The 15,968-nt window shown below is 70.3% G+C and carries 14 protein-coding genes; 4 read left to right on the top strand and 10 right to left on the bottom strand.

Translation table 11 applies throughout. The annotated features are described in order from the left end of the window. The first annotated feature begins 17 nt into the window (after positions 1-17). Together ACGFX9_RS16810 and ACGFX9_RS16805 are read left to right on the top strand one after the other, a co-directional pair. Entirely contained in the window at positions 18-740 is a 723-nt protein-coding gene (locus ACGFX9_RS16810; RefSeq protein ID WP_393471606.1) for a response regulator transcription factor, read from the top strand. Further along, positions 737-2,122, top strand: a complete 1,386-nt coding sequence (locus tag ACGFX9_RS16805; protein WP_393471603.1) for a sensor histidine kinase — start codon at positions 737-739, stop codon at positions 2,120-2,122. Before ACGFX9_RS16810 ends, ACGFX9_RS16805 begins: the two co-directional genes overlap by 4 nt. Here ACGFX9_RS16805 and ACGFX9_RS16800 read toward each other — a convergent pair. The 5 genes from ACGFX9_RS16800 to ACGFX9_RS16780 all read right to left on the bottom strand — a co-directional run bounded on the left by ACGFX9_RS16800 (position 2,119) and on the right by ACGFX9_RS16780 (position 7,463). After that, on the bottom strand, positions 2,119-3,219 hold the full coding sequence (locus ACGFX9_RS16800; protein WP_393471602.1) for an alpha/beta fold hydrolase: 1,101 nt from the start codon (positions 3,217-3,219) through the stop codon (positions 2,119-2,121). The genes ACGFX9_RS16805 and ACGFX9_RS16800 overlap by 4 nt on opposite strands. Positions 3,220-3,411: 192 nt before the next feature. After that, entirely contained in the window at positions 3,412-5,112 is a 1,701-nt protein-coding gene (locus ACGFX9_RS16795) for a methylmalonyl-CoA mutase (protein ID WP_393471599.1), read from the bottom strand. Positions 5,113-5,186: 74 nt separating this feature from the next. Beyond that, positions 5,187-5,519: a DUF3817 domain-containing protein gene (locus ACGFX9_RS16790; RefSeq protein ID WP_393471597.1), complete on the bottom strand. Its 333-nt coding sequence runs from the start codon at positions 5,517-5,519 to the stop codon at positions 5,187-5,189. Positions 5,520-5,587: 68 nt separating this feature from the next. Continuing rightward, on the bottom strand, positions 5,588-6,097 hold the full coding sequence (locus ACGFX9_RS16785) for a MarR family winged helix-turn-helix transcriptional regulator (protein ID WP_393471594.1): 510 nt from the start codon (positions 6,095-6,097) through the stop codon (positions 5,588-5,590). 10 nt (positions 6,098-6,107) lie between these two features. Continuing rightward, positions 6,108-7,463 carry an MFS transporter gene (locus ACGFX9_RS16780; protein WP_393471591.1) on the bottom strand — a complete coding sequence of 452 codons (1,356 nt, stop codon included), beginning with the start codon at positions 7,461-7,463 and terminating at the stop codon, positions 6,108-6,110. Positions 7,464-7,535: 72 nt separating this feature from the next. Here ACGFX9_RS16780 and ACGFX9_RS16775 point away from each other — a divergent pair, with 72 nt between their 5' ends. Beyond that, positions 7,536-8,528 carry a DUF5937 family protein gene (locus ACGFX9_RS16775; RefSeq protein WP_393471588.1) on the top strand — a complete coding sequence of 331 codons (993 nt, stop codon included), beginning with the start codon at positions 7,536-7,538 and terminating at the stop codon, positions 8,526-8,528. Positions 8,529-8,625: 97 nt separating this feature from the next. Next, a complete protein-coding gene (locus ACGFX9_RS16770) occupies positions 8,626-9,663 on the top strand; it encodes a glycoside hydrolase family 6 protein (protein ID WP_393471585.1) in 1,038 nt (345 codons plus the stop codon). A gap of 49 nt (positions 9,664-9,712) precedes the next feature. On the opposite strand, the gene ACGFX9_RS16765 is transcribed toward ACGFX9_RS16770, so the two are convergent. The 5 genes from ACGFX9_RS16765 to ACGFX9_RS16745 form a co-directional block, all read right to left on the bottom strand. Next, positions 9,713-11,671, bottom strand: a complete 1,959-nt coding sequence (locus tag ACGFX9_RS16765; RefSeq protein WP_393471581.1) for a galactose oxidase-like domain-containing protein — start codon at positions 11,669-11,671, stop codon at positions 9,713-9,715. A 3-nt stretch (positions 11,672-11,674) separates the two neighbouring features. Beyond that, positions 11,675-13,519 carry a glycosyltransferase family 2 protein gene (locus ACGFX9_RS16760; RefSeq protein WP_393471578.1) on the bottom strand — a complete coding sequence of 615 codons (1,845 nt, stop codon included), beginning with the start codon at positions 13,517-13,519 and terminating at the stop codon, positions 11,675-11,677. 330 nt (positions 13,520-13,849) lie between these two features. Beyond that, positions 13,850-14,482: a TetR/AcrR family transcriptional regulator gene (locus ACGFX9_RS16755; protein WP_393471575.1), complete on the bottom strand. Its 633-nt coding sequence runs from the start codon at positions 14,480-14,482 to the stop codon at positions 13,850-13,852. After that, positions 14,479-15,162: a DUF4166 domain-containing protein gene (locus ACGFX9_RS16750; RefSeq protein ID WP_393471572.1), complete on the bottom strand. Its 684-nt coding sequence runs from the start codon at positions 15,160-15,162 to the stop codon at positions 14,479-14,481. Before ACGFX9_RS16750 ends, ACGFX9_RS16755 begins: the two co-directional genes overlap by 4 nt. Further along, positions 15,159-15,854, bottom strand: a complete 696-nt coding sequence (locus tag ACGFX9_RS16745; protein ID WP_393471569.1) for a hypothetical protein — start codon at positions 15,852-15,854, stop codon at positions 15,159-15,161. The genes ACGFX9_RS16750 and ACGFX9_RS16745 overlap by 4 nt, the downstream gene beginning before the upstream one ends. Positions 15,855-15,968: the final 114 nt, after the last annotated feature.

The raw sequence follows: 15,968 nt of genomic DNA, 5'->3' as shown, positions 1-15,968 counted from the left end.
TTGGCACCTTTGGGTCCATGAGCTTCACGAGCGTGCACAGCGGCACTCCCCCGGCGAAGGTGCTGGTCGTCGACGACGACCCCGAGGTCCGGGCCGCCGTGGAGGACGCCCTCAGCGTCGAGGGGCACCACGCCCGCGGAGCCGCGGACGGGCAGCGCGCGCTCAGCGCCATCGCCCGCTGGGAGCCGGATCTCGTGGTCCTCGACGTGATGATGCCGGTCATGGACGGTCTCGCCGTCTGCCGCCAGATGCGGGCGCTCGGCGACCGCACCCCGGTCCTGGTGCTCACCGCGCTCGACTCCGTCAGCGAACGCGTGGACGGCCTCGACGCGGGCGCCGACGACTATCTGGTGAAGCCGTTCGCCCTGGACGAGCTCGTGGCCCGCGTCCGCGCCCTGCTGCGCCGCGCCGCCCCGGACCAGCCCTCCGCCGCCGACATCGACGACCTCGTGTACGCCGATCTCGTCCTGGACCCGTCGACGCGCACCGGCCGGCGCGGCCACCGCACGCTGGAGTTCAGCCGCACCGAGTTCGCCCTCCTCGAACTGCTCCTGCGCAACGCGGGCCGGGTACTCCCGCGCGACCTCATCCAGGAGACGGTCTGGGGCCGCGACTTCGGGCCCGACTCCAACTCCCTTGCCGTGTACGTCGGTTATCTGCGCCGCAAGCTGGAGTCGGGCGGCGAACCACGCCTCGTACACACGGTGCACGGCGTCGGCTACCGGCTCGGCAACCCGTGAGCGCCCGGCGCAGGCTCGGCGCCCGGTGGCGGCGGCGCCGTCCGCTGCGCACGCGGCTCGCGCTCGCCGCGGCGGCGGCCGTCGCGCTTGTCGCGGTCGGGGTGTGCGTGGCCGCGTTCCTCGTCATCCGCTTCAAGCTGTACCAGCAGCTCGACCAGAACCTCGCCCAGTCGGCGAGCCTCATCGCCCAGCAGCGGCACTACGACACCGAGCCGGGCGTCGTCACGGGCGAGTGCCGCTTCCTCGGGGCTCCCGCCTGCTCGCAGATCGTCCCTGCCGACCCGGCGGACGACCCGTCGAAGCCGTACTTGCTCCCGGTCGGCGAGTCCACCCGGAAGGTCGCGGCCGGCCGGGCGGGCCCGTACTACACGAGCCTCACGCTGCACGGGAGGCCGACCCGGATGTACACCACCACCTACGGCGAGGGGAACGCCGTCCAGGTAGCGCTGCGCGCCGACATCGCCGAGCGCGGCGTACGGCAGGCCGCCGGGCTGCTCTCCGCGGTGGGCGGCGCCGGAGTGCTCCTCTCCGGGCTCGGTGGCTACTGGGTCTCGCGCACCGGACTCGCCCCGGTCGCCCGCCTCACCGCCACCGCGGAGCGCATCGCGGCGACGCGCGATGCCCGCCACCGCATCGAGTTGCCGCCGGGGCCGCCGGGCCGCGAGGACGAAGTCACGCGCCTCGCCGCCTCGTTCAACGCGATGCTGGCCGAGCTGGAGGAGTCGGTGGCCGCGCGCCGCCGCCTGGTCGCCGACGCCTCGCACGAGCTGCGTACGCCGCTGACCGCGCTGCGTACGAACGCCGAACTCCTCGCCCGCGCCGACCGGTTGACCGACGCCCAGCGCGATCGGGCGTCCGGCGCGCTCGGCCGCCAGCTCCGCGAAGTCACGGGCATGGTCAACGACTTGATCGAGCTGGCCCGCGACGAGGAGCCGCAGCCCCTCCTGGAGGAGGTGCGGTTCGCTCCCCTGGTCGCCCACGTCGTGGACGCGGCGCGCGGCCACTGGCCCCAGGTGCCGTTCACGCTCCAGGTGTCACCGGACGCCGACGACGTGAGCATCCCCGGGGTCCCCGCGCGCCTCTCCCGCCTCGTCACCAACCTCCTGGACAACGCGGCCAAGTTCAGCCCGCCGGGCACCCCCGTGGAGATCTCCCTCTCCCCCGCCGCCCTGACGGTCCGCGACCACGGCCCCGGCATCGCGGAGGAGGACCTGCCGTACGTCTTCGACCGCTTCTACCGCGCGGAAAAGGCCCGCGCCCTGCCGGGCTCGGGCCTCGGCCTCGCGATGGCCCGCCAGATCGCCCACGCGCACGGGGCGGAACTGACGGCTCAGGGGGCGCCGGGGGGCGGCGCGCTGTTCAGGCTGACGCTGCCGGGCTAGTTGTTCTTCCAGGCACAACTGCCAAGAGCGGCGCGCCCCTTGGAGAGAAGGCGATCCGCTTCCCCCGCGGGCATGACGCGCGTGTGCTTTCCGCGGCAGATGACCGTCTTGTCGCTGTGCCCCGCCAGGTCCACCAGGATCTGGTCCCAGTGGCGGTACTGCACGTCGTGCCCGGAGTCGGCGTACGTACGCACCTTCGCCTTGCCCGGCAGTTCGTCCTGCCAGGTCTTCAGGGTCGCCGGCGGCACCGTCGTGTCCTTCTTGCCGCCGTAGAGGTACACGGGGGCGTCGAGCTTCGCAAGGTCCGGGCCGGGGCGCCCGCAGTACAGCTTCTGCTCGTGCACCTGCGGGGCGGGGTCCGCCTGCTGGCCGCGCTGGTTGTAGGTGCGCGCGCCTTCCTCGTACGCCGTGTCGGCGAAGCCCGGTATCGACTTGACGGGGCTGTCGTCCGGGAAGGCCCACCACTTGCGGGGATCCCTGATGGAGTCCTTCACCGTCGCGGCGAGCTCGTCGTCCGACATGGAGCAGTACGCGGGCTTCGTGCCGTAGGGCGGCAGGGCGGCCGCCAGGTGCAGGGCCGAGACCCGCTCGGGGGCACGCGCCGCGAGCTCCGCGGCGTAGGGGCCGCCGCCGGAGATGGCGATGACGCTCACGTCGTCCACGCCGAGCTGGTCGAGCACTTCGAGGGCGTCCTCGGCGTAGTCCGCCTTGCCGAGCTTCTTGTCGAACTCCGTGTCGCCGAAGCCGTTGCGCTCGACGGAGATGAGGCGCAGGTCGAGGTCTTCGCGCGTCGTACGGAAGAAGTCCGTCATGTGCGAGGCGCGGGCGCTCGTGCCGGTGCCGCCTATGTAGAGGACGGGCTTGCCCTGCTTGTTCCCGGAGTCGGAGTAGTGAGCCGTCCGGCCGTTGGAGAGCTTCGCCGCGTGCACCTCGGGGCCGAGCGAGTCGAAGGTGTCCTGGACCTTCGGCTCGGGCGACGGGCTCGCACTCGACTCGCCGGAGCCGACCAGCGTCAGCGCACCGAGAAGAGTGAGCGTGGCGGCTCCGATGGCGATCACAGCGGTACGGGTGGGGCCGGGCAGGCTCACGGGTGACACAGGGTGACTCCAGAGGCAGGACGGGCTGACGCGGGCGCGCCTACCCAGCTCCGTGCATCTGACACCCACAATTTCTGGCGGCGCACCCGAAGCCGCCCTGGAGGCGCCCCGGAGGGGCCCTTTAGGGGCGCGGGGAACTGCGCGACCAGCCACAACGGCCCCGCAGATCTCCACGCACCGAAGAACCCCGAACTAGAACCCCGGGGGCTCCGTATAAATCCCCCACTCATCCCGCAGCACGCCACAAATCTCCCCGAGGGTCGCCTCGGCCCGCACCGCCTCCAGCATGGGCGGAATCATGTTCACCCCGCCCCGCGCAGCGACAAGCATCGCTTCGAGAGCGGCCCGCACGCGAGCCTCATCCCGTGCCACCCGGCGGCTGCCGAGCTCCTTTACCTGCTCCCGCTCCACCTCGTGAGAGACCCGCAGAATCTCCAGATCACCGGTGACGGAACCATGGTGGACGTTGACGCCCACGACCCGCTTGTCGCCCTTCTCCAAAGACTGCTGGTACTGGAACGCCGACTCGGCGATCTCCCCGGTGAACCAGCCGTCCTCTATCCCCCTGAGGATGCCGGAGGTGATCGGCCCGATCGGGTGCTGCCCATCGGGATGGGCCCTGCGCCCCCGCTCCTTGATCTGATCGAAGATCTTCTCGGCCTCGGCCTCGATGCGGTCGGTGAGCTGCTCGACGTACCAGGAGCCGCCAAGCGGGTCCGCCACGTTGGCGACGCCCGTCTCCTCCATCAGCACCTGCTGCGTACGCAGCGCGATCTCGGCGGCCTGCTCGCTCGGCAGCGCGAGGGTCTCGTCGAGGGCGTTGGTGTGCAGGGAGTTGGTCCCGCCGAGCACCGCCGAAAGCGCCTCCACAGCCGTACGTACGACGTTGTTGTAGGGCTGCTGGGCGGTGAGCGAGACGCCCGCGGTCTGCGTGTGGAAGCGCAGCCACTGGGCCTTGTCGGTCTGCGCGCCGTACACGTCCCGCATCCAGCGGGCCCAGATGCGGCGCGCGGCGCGGAACTTGGCGATCTCCTCGAAGAAGTCCAGATGCGCATCGAAGAAGAAGCTGAGCCCCGAGGCGAAGGCGTCCACGTCCATCCCGCGCGAGAGCCCGAGCTCCACGTACCCGAAACCGTCGGCCAGCGTGTACGCCAGCTCCTGCGCGGCCGTCGCCCCGGCCTCGCGGATGTGGTAGCCGGAGACCGAGAGCGGCTTGTACGCGGGGATGTCGCGCGCGCAGTGCTCCATCAGGTCGCCGATCAGACGCAGATGCGGCTCGGGCTGGAAGAGCCACTCCTTCTGCGCGATGTACTCCTTGAAGATGTCGGTCTGGAGCGTGCCGTTGAGCAGGCCCGGGTCGACGCCCTGGCGCTCGGCGGCGACCAGATACATGCAGAAGACGGGGACGGCAGGACCGGAGATCGTCATCGACGTCGTGACATCACCCAGCGGGATGTCCCTGAAGAGGACCTCCATGTCGGCGGCCGAGTCGATGGCGACGCCGCAGTGGCCGACCTCACCGAGGGACTGGGGCTCGTCGGAGTCCCGGCCCATCAGGGTCGGCATGTCGAAGGCCACGGAGAGTCCGCCGCCGCCGGCGGCCAGGATCATCTTGTAGCGCTCGTTCGTCTGCTCGGCGTTGCCGAAGCCCGCGAACTGGCGGATGGTCCAGGTCCGGCCGCGGTAGCCGGTGGGGTGCAGTCCACGGGTGAAGGGGTATTCGCCGGGCCATCCGATCCGCTCGAATCCCTCGTAGGTGTCCCCTGGCCGTGGCCCGTAGACGGGCTCGACCGGGTCGCCGGAGAGCGTGGTGAAATCCGCGTCGCGCTTCTTCGCGGTGTCGTACCGGGCCTGCCAGCGACGGCGGCCTTCCTCAATGGCGTCAGCGTCCATACCCTCGAATTTACTTGGACGTCCTAGTAAATGTCGATGGCTCACCGCCACGGACCTGTCCGTGGCGGTGGAAGTTACGCCTTCGCGGTGGCCGGGGAGCCGTCGACGATCAGCGGCTCGACATCCCGCACGACCTTGCGCTCGACGAAGAACGCGGCCGTCGGGATGGTGCCGGAGACCAGCACCCACAGGAGCTTGCCGAACGGCCACTTCGCCTTGGAGCCCAGGTCGAAGGCGAAGATCAGGTAGATGATGTAGAGGACACCGTGGAGCTGGGAGACGACGAGCGTCAGACCCTCACCCTTGTCGAAGCCGTACTTGAAAACCATGCAGGTGCACAGCACGAGCAACATGACGGCGGTGACATAGGCCATCACCCGGTAACGGGTCAGCACGCTTCGCTTCATGCCTACGAGCGTATCGGCACGATTTGCGCGATCTTCAAGCGGCCCCGGCCCGACCGGAACCCGAGGTTCTACTGCTCCTCGAAGTCCTCGGCGGCGACCCGCAGGGGCCGCAGCATCGCGAAGATCTCCGCGCACTCCTCGGCGTCGTACACCCCGAGCCCGAAGTCCATCGCCATCAGCTCACGGGTGGCCGCGTCGACGACCTCGCGGCCCTTCTCCGTGATGGAGGCGAGGGTGCCGCGGCCGTCGTTCGGGTTGGGGCGCTTGTCGACGAGGCCGGACCTGACAAGGCGGTCGACGGTGTTGGTGACGGACGTGGGGTGGACCATCAGACGCTCGCCGATCTTGGACATCGGCAACTCGCCAGCCTGCGAGAACGTCAGCAGGACCAGCGCCTCGTACCGCGCGAAGGTCAGTCCGTACGGCTTGACGACCGCGTCGACCTCGGCGAGCAGGATCTGGTGCGCCCGCATGATCGAGGTGATCGCGCCCATGGCCGGTACGGAGCCCCAGCGCTGCTTCCAGAGTTCGTCGGCGCGGGCGATGGGATCGAAGGGAAGGCTGAGCGGCTTCGGCACGCCAAAGACCTTACCCGCCGGTCACATGCTGGTCAGCCCCGTCTCGCGATTCGGTCGCATGTTCGCGTACGTCTACGGGCCCGCCCTCTTCGGTACGGTGCGCGGCGCGGCCCGTGGCGCGCACCTCGGCGGCCAGGGCGAGGCAGCAGACCGCGCCGAGCGCACCCGCCGCCGTGACGACGGTGCTCACCGCGAAGAACTCCGCCGCGAGCCCGGCCAGCGCCATCCCGACCCCCTGGATCGTCATCAGCCCCGCCGTGTGCACGGTCATCGCCCGCCCCCGAAGCTCCTGGGGGACTGCGTCGACGAACCACCGGTCGAGACCCAGGGTGTACGCGGATCCGGCGCCGGCGAGCGCGAGGGCGAGCATCGCCCAGCCGAGGCCAGGGGTGACGGCGTACACGGTGAGCGGAAGCAGCGTGAGCGAGGCGAGCGGCAGGACGATGCGGGCCCGGGCGGTGGCGGAGAGCGCGGAGCCGGCGTACAGCTCCCCCGCGATCGTGCCGACCGGCAGAGCGCACATCAGCAGTCCGACGCCCGCGACGCCTACGCCGATCTCGTCGGCGTAGGGGGCGGCGAGCGCCTCCGGGGCGACCATGAACATCGGCGGCGCCCAGAGGAGCAGCAGCAGTGCCCGGATCCTGCGGTCGCGGAGAACCTGCCGGGCGCCGCTGAGCGAGTACCGCATGAGCGCGGCGCCGCCGCCTCCGCGCGCGGGCCTGGGCTTCGTCCCGTACCGCAGCAGCAGGGCCGACGCCGTGAACGTACCCATGGTGATGAGCAGGGCCCCGCGCGGCGGTACGACGGTGAGCAGGACGCCGCCGAGCCCGAAGCCGACGAGCACGGAGCTCTGCGAGACGATCCGGAGCAGGGAACGCCCGAGGACGAACAGGTCGCCGTCCCCGAGGATGTCGGTGAGGGTCGCCATCCGCGTGCCGTTGAAGACGGGCGACACCATGGCGATGAGGCACCGCAGCGCGAGCAGCCCGAAGACGGGCGTGGCGGGCACGGCCATGAGCGCCGCGCACCCGGCGCACACGACATCGCAGGTCACGAGGGTCCGCCTTGGCGGATACCGGTCTGCGATCCCGGACAGCAGGGTGCCGCCCACGAGGTAGGGCAGCATGCCGAGCGCGAAGGTGAGGGCGCTGAGCAGCGGTGAGCCGGTGAGCCCGTACACGAGCACGGTGAGCGCGACCTCGCTGACGACGACCCCGAGCAGGGAGAGGGCGTGCGCGAGGAAGACGGCACGGAACTCGCGGACGGTGAAGAGGCGGAGGTAGCCGACGGGTGCGGTGGGTGCGGTGGGTTCAGGGGGTTCAGGGGGTTCAGGGGCGGACACCTCGGAGATGTACTCGTCAGACATGTCCGCACCCTGCACGCGCGCGTGCCCGTCGCCCTAGAGTTTCGGTCCGGGGCGAATCTTGGGGGTGAGGGCGTGCCGAACCGGTTGTATTTCGGGCCGGACGATCTCTTGCGGTGCCGCTTCGCGGTGTCGCCGCTGTGGGAGACGCAGGAAGCCGTACGCACCCTGAAACGGCCCGACCGGCACGGCTACCACCCGCAGTGGCTGCGGCGGATCCGCGGGGCGGGGGCCCAGCTCGAACTCGGGGCGCTGTGGCTGCTGATGCCGCAGCGGGGGTACAGCCCTGACTTCATCGGCCCGCCCCCCATCGGCCCCGCCGCCACCTTCGATGAGGAGATCGCGGCCGTGCGCGCCGCCGACCCGGAGGCCGCGCGGGACGAGCTGACGCGGGCGCTCGCCTGTACTACGGGGGCGGCCGATTCCCCGCAGGGGCGCGCGCTGCTCGCCGATCCCGCGCGCGCGGTGCGGGAGTTGGCCGACGCCATGGAGGCCGCCTGGCACACCCTCGTCGAGCCCGACTGGCCCCGGCTGCGCGCCCTTCTGGAGGCGGACGTCGCCTTCCACTCGCGGCGGCTCGCGGAGGTCGGCCTCGGCGCGCTCGTCGCCGAGCTCGATCCCAGGTTCAGCTGGGACGCGGAGTCGCTGACCGTCGCGCGGGCGGCCGACCATGTGCGGCATCTGGCGGGGCAGGGCCTCGTCCTGATGCCCAGCGTCTTCGCCTGGCCGGACGTGGTGGGCGGCCACGACCCGCCCTGGCAGCCGACCCTGGTCTATCCCGCCCGTGGTCTCGCCGGACTCTGGGCCGAGCCGAGCGACCGTACCTCCGAAGCGCTCGTACGGCTCCTGGGGCGGGGCCGGGCGACCGTACTCGCCGCGCTCACCGACCCCGCCACCACCTCGGCCCTCGCGCACCGCGTCGGGCTCGCGCCGTCCTCCGTCTCCGCGCACCTCGGCGCGCTCCGGGGCGCGGGGCTGCTGGTTTCGCGGCGGTACGGGCATCAGGTGCTGTACGAGCGCACTCCGCTGGGCATCGCGCTGGCGGGCGGGGGCGGCGAGGACGTCTGACGGAGTCCGGTAGGGGACGTCCGGCCCGGTGTCGTAACCGTGGGCGATTGGGCCGTTATGTAACGATTGCCCGGTCACCGTCGCCCAAGGGGGCTGGATGCACCGGCTGCTCCGTACGTTCACGGCACTCACGGCCCTCACGGCCCTCGGGCTCACGGCGGGGTGCTCCTCCGGCTCCGGCTCCGGTTCCGCGGGCCGGGAAACAGCGGCCGTCGAATCCGGCTCGCCCTCCGGAAGCTCCAAGAAGGCGGCGCAGAGCGCGTTCTGGGTCGACCCCGAGAGCGCGGCGGCCCGGCAGGTCAAACAGTGGGAGCGGGAGGGCCGCACCCAGGACGCCGACGCGCTCAAGCGGATCTCCGAGCAGCCCATGGCCGTATGGCCCGCGGGGGACGACCCGGCGCCCGACATCCAGGCGGCCGTGGGCGGCGCGGCGCGGAGCGACCGCACCGCCGTACTCGTCGCCTACAACATCCCGCACCGCGACTGCGGCCAGCACTCGGCGGGCGGCGCGCACAGCGCGGACTTCTACCGGCAGTGGATCGACAGGTTCGCGGGCGCCATCGGCGACAAGCAGGCCCTGGTCATCCTGGAGCCGGACGCGATCGCGCACATCGCGGACGGCTGCACCCCCGCCGAGTACCACACCGAGCGCTACCAGCTGCTCTCCGACGCTATCCAGCGCCTGAAGCGGCAGCCCCAGGTGAAGGTCTATCTGGACGCGGGCAACCCGGGCTGGATCAGCCAGCCTGACAAGCTCGCCGAGCCGCTCGAACAGGCGGGGATCGACCGCGCCGACGGCTTCTCGCTGAACGTCTCGAACTTCCAGAGCGACGAGACGATCAAGTCGTACGGCCGCACCCTCTCCGGGATCGTCGGCGGCAAGCACTTCGTGATGGACACCAGCCGCAACGGCAAGGGCCCGCTCGCCGGTGACCGCGCGGACGCCTGGTGCAATCCGCCGGGACGGGGCCTTGGCACCCCGCCCACGGACAAGACCGGTGACGCGCTGCTCGACGCGGTCCTGTGGATCAAGCGGCCCGGCGACTCGGACGGACCGTGCAGGGGCGGCCCGGCGGCGGGCCAGTGGTGGCCCGACTACGCGCTCGGTCTCGCGCGCAACGCCAAGGACACCTGACCGACCGCCGCGAACACCCGGCGTGGATCCGCTACTTCACTTAGACCCGCTACTTCACTTGGATCCACGTCGCCTCTGACGACGTGCCGTCCTGGTCCGTCACGAACAGCATGTACCAGCCGGGCGGCACCAGCGCGGTGTCGCCCTTGGGCACGTCCACCGTCACCGTGTGCTTGCCCTTGGTCAGTCCGAGCGCGATCGACCGCTGCTCGACGTCGGTCGTGTGGGTCACCGCGCTGGGACGCATCAGCCGGGCCGAGATGATCTTCTCCGGGTGGTCCGTACGGAACATCGCGCGGCCGTCCGGCGGCAGCTGCTCGGGGCCCCCGCGAAGAGCCGGGCGGTTGTTGCCCGCCTTGTGCAGCGTGGGCGGCGTGAAGACCTCCATGCGCTGCTCGAAGTGGCCCAGCTTGGTGTTCTCCTGGTCGTCGAACAGCGGGTCCGAGCCGAAGGTGACGACCCGGCCGTCGGGCAGGAGCAGCGCCTCGGAGTGGTAGTTGCGGCCCACCCTGGGGGATGCCGCCTCCCGGAAGCTGTTCGTCTTGGGGTCGTAGAACTGCGCCTTGTGGATGTTGCTTCCGCCGCGCCCTCGGTAGTCCTTGGATCCGTTGGAGGTGAACACCGAGTCGTCCGGCAGGATCACGCTGTTCAAGTAGCGTGTTCCTTGCGGGAGTTCGGGCCCTGTCCGGAAGGCGGGACTCTTTTCCTTGAGGTCGACAACGGCCGTGCGCCGGGTCGCCTTGTCGGACTCGCCGACGCCTCCGCCGCCCAGGATCATCACCTTCTGGTCCTGCGCGGGGGGCAGCAGGACGGAGGCGGACGTCTCGGTCTGGTCGAGGTCGACGAGGCCGGGGATCTTCTCGAACTTGTTCGTCTTCAGGTCCCACAGGCCGGGTTCACGGCCCTTGTCGGCGGGGCCGTAGCCCGCGTTCGACGCCGGGTAGAAGAGCTTGCCGCCCTTGGTGAGGAAGAGGGCGGGGTAGGTCGGGAAGTAGCGCTTGGGGCCGTTCGTCCACTTCTTGGTCTTCGGGTCGTAGATCTCGTTGTCGCCGGGGTCGATCATGCCGACGTCGTCGAGGCCGGAGACCGCGAGCACCTTGCCGTCGTCGAGACCGACGAGCGTGGGGTACCAACGGGCCTTCTTCATCGGGTCCACCGCGATGTACTTCTCGGCCTTCGGGTCGAACTCGTACGCCGCCTTGATCCCCTGGAAGTCCTGCTTGTCCATGGTGATCTTCTCGGCGATCCCGTACGCGTTGTCCGCGTCCTTGCCGGTGAGGCCCTCGATCTCGTACTGCGCGGACTTCCGCGCGACGAACTGCTCGCCTTCCCCCGTGGCTTCGACGAAGACGCGTGCCTCGCTCGCCTTGACCTTGGTCTTCCAGGGCTGCATCACACCGGACTTGGAGTACGTGATCTCGTAATCCCGTTTGGCCTTGGGGACCTTGACGTCGAACTTGCTCACGTACTCGACGCCGGACGGCGAGCGGAACCGGGTGCCCTTTTTGAGGACGATGGGCTTGTCGGGGTTCTCGTTCTTGACGCGCATGCCGCCGCCCGCGCGGGTCAGCTCGCCGTCCAGGAGTTCGTACCGGGCCGTGCCGCCCGCCACCAGGAGGCGGCCGTCAGGGAGTTGGGCGTGACCGGAGCAGAAGAAGTCCTCCGGGGTCGCCACCTTCTTGAAGGTGTCCGTCTTCGGATCCCAGAGAATCGTGTCGAACGCCCCCGCGTCGAACTTCTTCTGCTCGTTGCCGGAGCCCGCAACGATCAGGACCTTGCCGGTGTGCAGGAGCGCGGCATGGATGGCGTTGGTGCGGAACTCCTCGGGGATGCCGATCTGCTTCCAGGAGCCGTACTGGGCTTTGTAGCCGGGCTGGGCGATCTTGTACTCGTAGTACTGCTCCTCGGCGAAGGAGAGCGCCGCCGGTGCGTTGAGTCCTACGAGGAGCGTGCCCGCCCCGACACCGAGGAGCGTCTTCTTGGTGCGCTTCGAGGGCCGGTAAGCCATGGGTCAGTTCCCTCCGGTCGTCGTACCCGTGGCGAACGCCGGCTCCGGCTCGCCCTCCGGGCCCTTGGCTCCGATGCCGTCCGCGTCCGCCCTGCCGAGCTGGCGCGCCCGCTGCCGGGCCTCCTTGCGTTCCTTGTGGCCCTTGCGCCCGGTGAGCAGCGTGTAGCCCCAGATGGTGACGGGGGCGAGGGAGATGGCCATCGCGAGTACGGCCCAGGTGCGCATCGCCACGTGGGTGTGGCCGAGCACGAACGAGGCGATCAGGGAACTGGCGAGGACGGCCGCCCAGAAGAGGTGGATGCGGAAGGTGGCCACCCGGTCCGGGCTGACGCCACTGCCCTTGGGCGTGACCACGAAGCGGCTCGGACGGCGCAGGACGGCTGCGCCGAGCGACTTGGCGTAGATCGGGGCGGAGAGCGCGGACATCGCCATGCCCGCGAGCCCTCCGGAACCCTCGGGTTCGTGCGGAGAGACGTTATGACGGCGATTCCACAGGTACAGCCCCACCTGGAGGGCTGCCGCGTCGCTGTAGAGCATCAGCCAGACCGACGCGGCGACCTGCGTACCGGACGCTCCGAACCAGAGGAACAGCACGCAACTCAGCACACCGAGCAGCCAGTTGACCGCCGTCATCGGGTAGTAGACGAGCATCATCGTGTACGAGAAGAGGCGGCCGGGCGGCATCGTGAACGGTGCCTTCCAGTACTGCTTGAACAGCGTCTCGTACGTCCCGCGCGACCATCGCATCTGCTGGGTGAAGAAGTCCGTCCAGGAGGCGGGGCCCTCGCCGACGGCGAGCACGTCCGGGGTGTAGACCGAGCGCCAGTGGCGCCGGGTGGCGGGGTTCTTGTGACGGTGAATCTCGAAGCCGGTCGCCATGTCCTCGGTGATCGAGTCGTACAGGCCGCCGACCTGGCGGAGCGCCTTGATGCGTACGACGTTGTTGGTGCCGACGAACATGGGGGCGCGGTAGCGGTTGCCGGCGCGCTGGATCAGGGCGTGGAAGAGGAACTGCTGGGACTCGGCGGCCTTGGTGACGGGGGTGTCGTAGTTCCCGTACACCTGGGGCCCGACGACGAAGGCGACATCTTCATCCCGGAAGTACCCCATCATCCGTTCGAGGAAGTTGGGGAGGGGAACGTGGTCGGTGTCGACGGAGGCGAAGAAGTCGTACTCGCCGCCGTGCATCGCGAGCCAGGCGTTGTAGTTGCCGTGCTTGGTGCGGGCCTTGTGGGCACCCTTCTCGCGGTTCCACTCGGGCACGCCGTTGCGGGTGAAGTGCCGTACGCCGAGCTCGGCGCAGAGCGCCTTGGCGTCCTGGTTGTCCCCCTCATCCAGCAGCCAGACGTCCAGGGGGCCGGTGTGGTGTATCGCCTTCGCGCCCTCAAGGGTGGCGCGGACCATGCCGAGGGGTTCCTTGCCCGGGACGTACGTCGTGAGGAACGCGACGCGGGTGCCGGGTTCGGGGGTGACGGGGATGGGATCCCTGGCCACCATCGTCGCGTGGGCGATGGAGATGACATTGACGAGCATGAAGAGCTCGATCAGGCCGATGGCCACGAGCATCGTGGCGTCGAGCCCGATGAGCCAGCTGTCGGCGCCCTCGCGTTCCGTCCAGTGGGTCGGCCAGACGAGGTAGACGAGGAGGAGCCCGGTGAGGACGGGCGCGAGCGTCATGAGGATGACGGCCCGTATTCGGTGGGGCTCGCCGGCGAGAAGCTTGTTGTACTGCACCCGATAGCGTTTCCCGCCGCCGCTGCCGCCGCCGCTGCCGCCGCCGCCTTCCGGCTCGCTCAGCGGCCCGGCCAATGTGCTGTGGGTGTGGTAGTCGTAGCCCTCCGGCCGCACAGCGCCCTCCAGGTCTTCGGTGATCTGGCAATGGCAGGTTCAGGTACGAACAAGCCGATACCCCGATACCCACACAAAAGTGGAGTTTCCCCGGCGTGTCGAACCGGGCGCGTCCGTGCGAGCGGTTTTACGGTGACCGGTTCGGCTGGGGTTGCGGGGAGAGCGCGAGCCTGCTTCAGTCCCCCGCCCGCCCACCCACCGGGCAATCGGGCGGGTGGGCGGGAAAGGCTTGTTCGGCGAGGATGGACGCGGGGTGATCGGGTGGGTGGGTGGGAGAGGTTCTTGCGGGAGCGTCCCCGAGGGTGGCAATCCCCGCCCCCGGAAGGGGCCTCAGGACCGCGCAACCCGCCGTAGGCGATGCCGCATGGCCCGCTGCGCCAAGGGCCCCAACTCCTCAACGGCGGTGACCAGCACCGCCAGTTGCTCCAGGGCGTCCAGCGCCCTGCCCGCCCCCGCCCCGTCCACCCCCTCGTACAGCTCTATCCCCACGAACGACGCCGCCACCGCCCTCGCGAGCCCCGCCGGATCAGCGAACTCCCCCAGCGGCGTGGAGGAGAGGACACGGATCAGGACCTTCTCGATCTCCTCGATCCAGAGGGCGAGGCCCGCCGCCGTCGCGGGGGCGAGACGAGGCTGCGTCTGCGCGCCCGCGAGAAGCTGGCCGAGGACCGCGACATGCCCCGCGGCCCGCTCCTCCTCATGCATCTCCCGCCCGAATTCGAGGAGTTCGGCCAGCGAGGACACCGAGTCGAGACGCTCCCGGTAACGGGACACCCGCTGCTCCGACCCGTGGCGGCACGCCGCCGCGAGCAACTCGTCGACCGACCCGAAGTGGTAGAAGACCAGCGCCTGATTGACCCCGGCCGTCGCCGCGATCGTCCGCGCGGACGTCTTCGCGATGCCCTGCTCCGTCAGCGTACGCAGCGCCCCTTCGAGGAGTTTCTCCTTGGTCCCGGCGCTCACGCCCTCGCCTCCTCACGCAGGGGCCGCAGCCCCGGGCGTACACCGCAGGCCCTGACATCCGCGTACGACGCCTTGAAGGAACCCTCGTACCCGAAGAGCGGCCCGAAGTGCCGGTTCACCACCCGGACCCGGATGTGGAAGCGGCCCGTGGAGTCGTCGAAGGACTCCCGCACCTCCGCGTCGCCGCCGATCAGGCCGGGGACGCGTACATCCACCGGCCCCTCACGGAAGCGGTGCTCCCCGGAGCGGATCAGGAGGGAGCCGTCCGGCTCGGCACGAAGGTGGAGGTCGCTCGCGAGGTGCTGGTGGGTGCCGAGGTAGTCCAGGATCCGGTCCCCCTGGGGGCCGAGGACCATCTGGGCGTCGAAGCGGCGGGAGCGGCCTGGCAGATCGAAGGTGCGCACGAAGCTCACCGTCTCACGGCCGAACGAGTCGGTGTACGGCACGTTCTCGATGGTGAAGGGGACGTTCCGTCCGGCGCGCGGGACGAGGATGTTGCGGGTTCCTCCCAGCGCCAGGAACGGTTTCACGAAGCCCCTGCCGTGCCAGACGCGGTCCATGACGCCCCTGCCGGTGCACGCCTCCCCGCTCGCGAGGCCCACGGAGAAGCGGCGCCGCAGCTCGGGGTGCAGACGGTCGAAGTCGGCGCCCATCACCGTACGGAAGATCGAGGACGTCATGACTGCTCCTGGAGGGTCGAGAGAATGCGGGGCGCGTGCGTACGGGGCGGTGGTGTCCGAAGGCAGCGGCGCGCCGCCGGCGTCGTCGGCAGGGGCGGGATGAAGCAGACGAGGGCGACCGTCGCCGGAGCCACCATCGGCAGCGCGAGAACCGCCGCCACCACGCACCCGGCGCGGACGGCCGTCTCGGCGAGCGCGTGCAGGAGCTGGCGTTCGGGGGTGATGCCCCGCTCGAGCCACAGTCGGAGGCGGTCGAAGGACCAGGCCGTGGCCCAGCCCATCAGCGGTCGGAAGAGGGCCCGGTCGGCGAGGGCGCCGAAGCGGCCCCAGCGCGGGCGGTAGTCGTAGCCGGTGACGAAGCGGATGGCGCCCTCCGCGGTGGGGACGTAGCGCCAGTAGCCCGAGCCCTCCCGCAGGAGCGACAGCGGGTGGGGCGAGGCGAAGCGCAGGGCCGAGGTCCTGGTGCCGTCGGCGCGGCGCTTCTCGCCGGCGGAGATCCCGGTGCCCGCGACGGTGAGGAAGGGCAGTACGCGCGTGCCGTACCGGAAGTGCCGCGGCTCGCCCGGCGCCTGCGGCAGGTAGTCGATCTCGGTGAAGCGCAGGTCCCAGCGCTGATGCTGGGACGGCTCCTGGGTCCGTGCCCAGAGCTCGTCGAGGTCGGCTTCTATGCGTGCTTCTACGTACAGGCCCACGACATACCCCCATGTCACCGCGCTTTTGAGCGACTGCTCAAGTGGATCGTAGGGTTTTTTGAGCGACCGCTCAAGTCCGAGGGCGGAAGAGAGCCCCCGCCGGGTCGGCGGGGG

It is taken from the genome of Streptomyces sp. NPDC048436 (assembly GCF_043200355.1).
Lineage (GTDB): Bacteria > Actinomycetota > Actinomycetes > Streptomycetales > Streptomycetaceae > Streptomyces.
The sequence above is the reverse complement of the archived record's forward strand: the minus strand, read 5'-3'. Positions and strand labels throughout refer to the sequence as shown.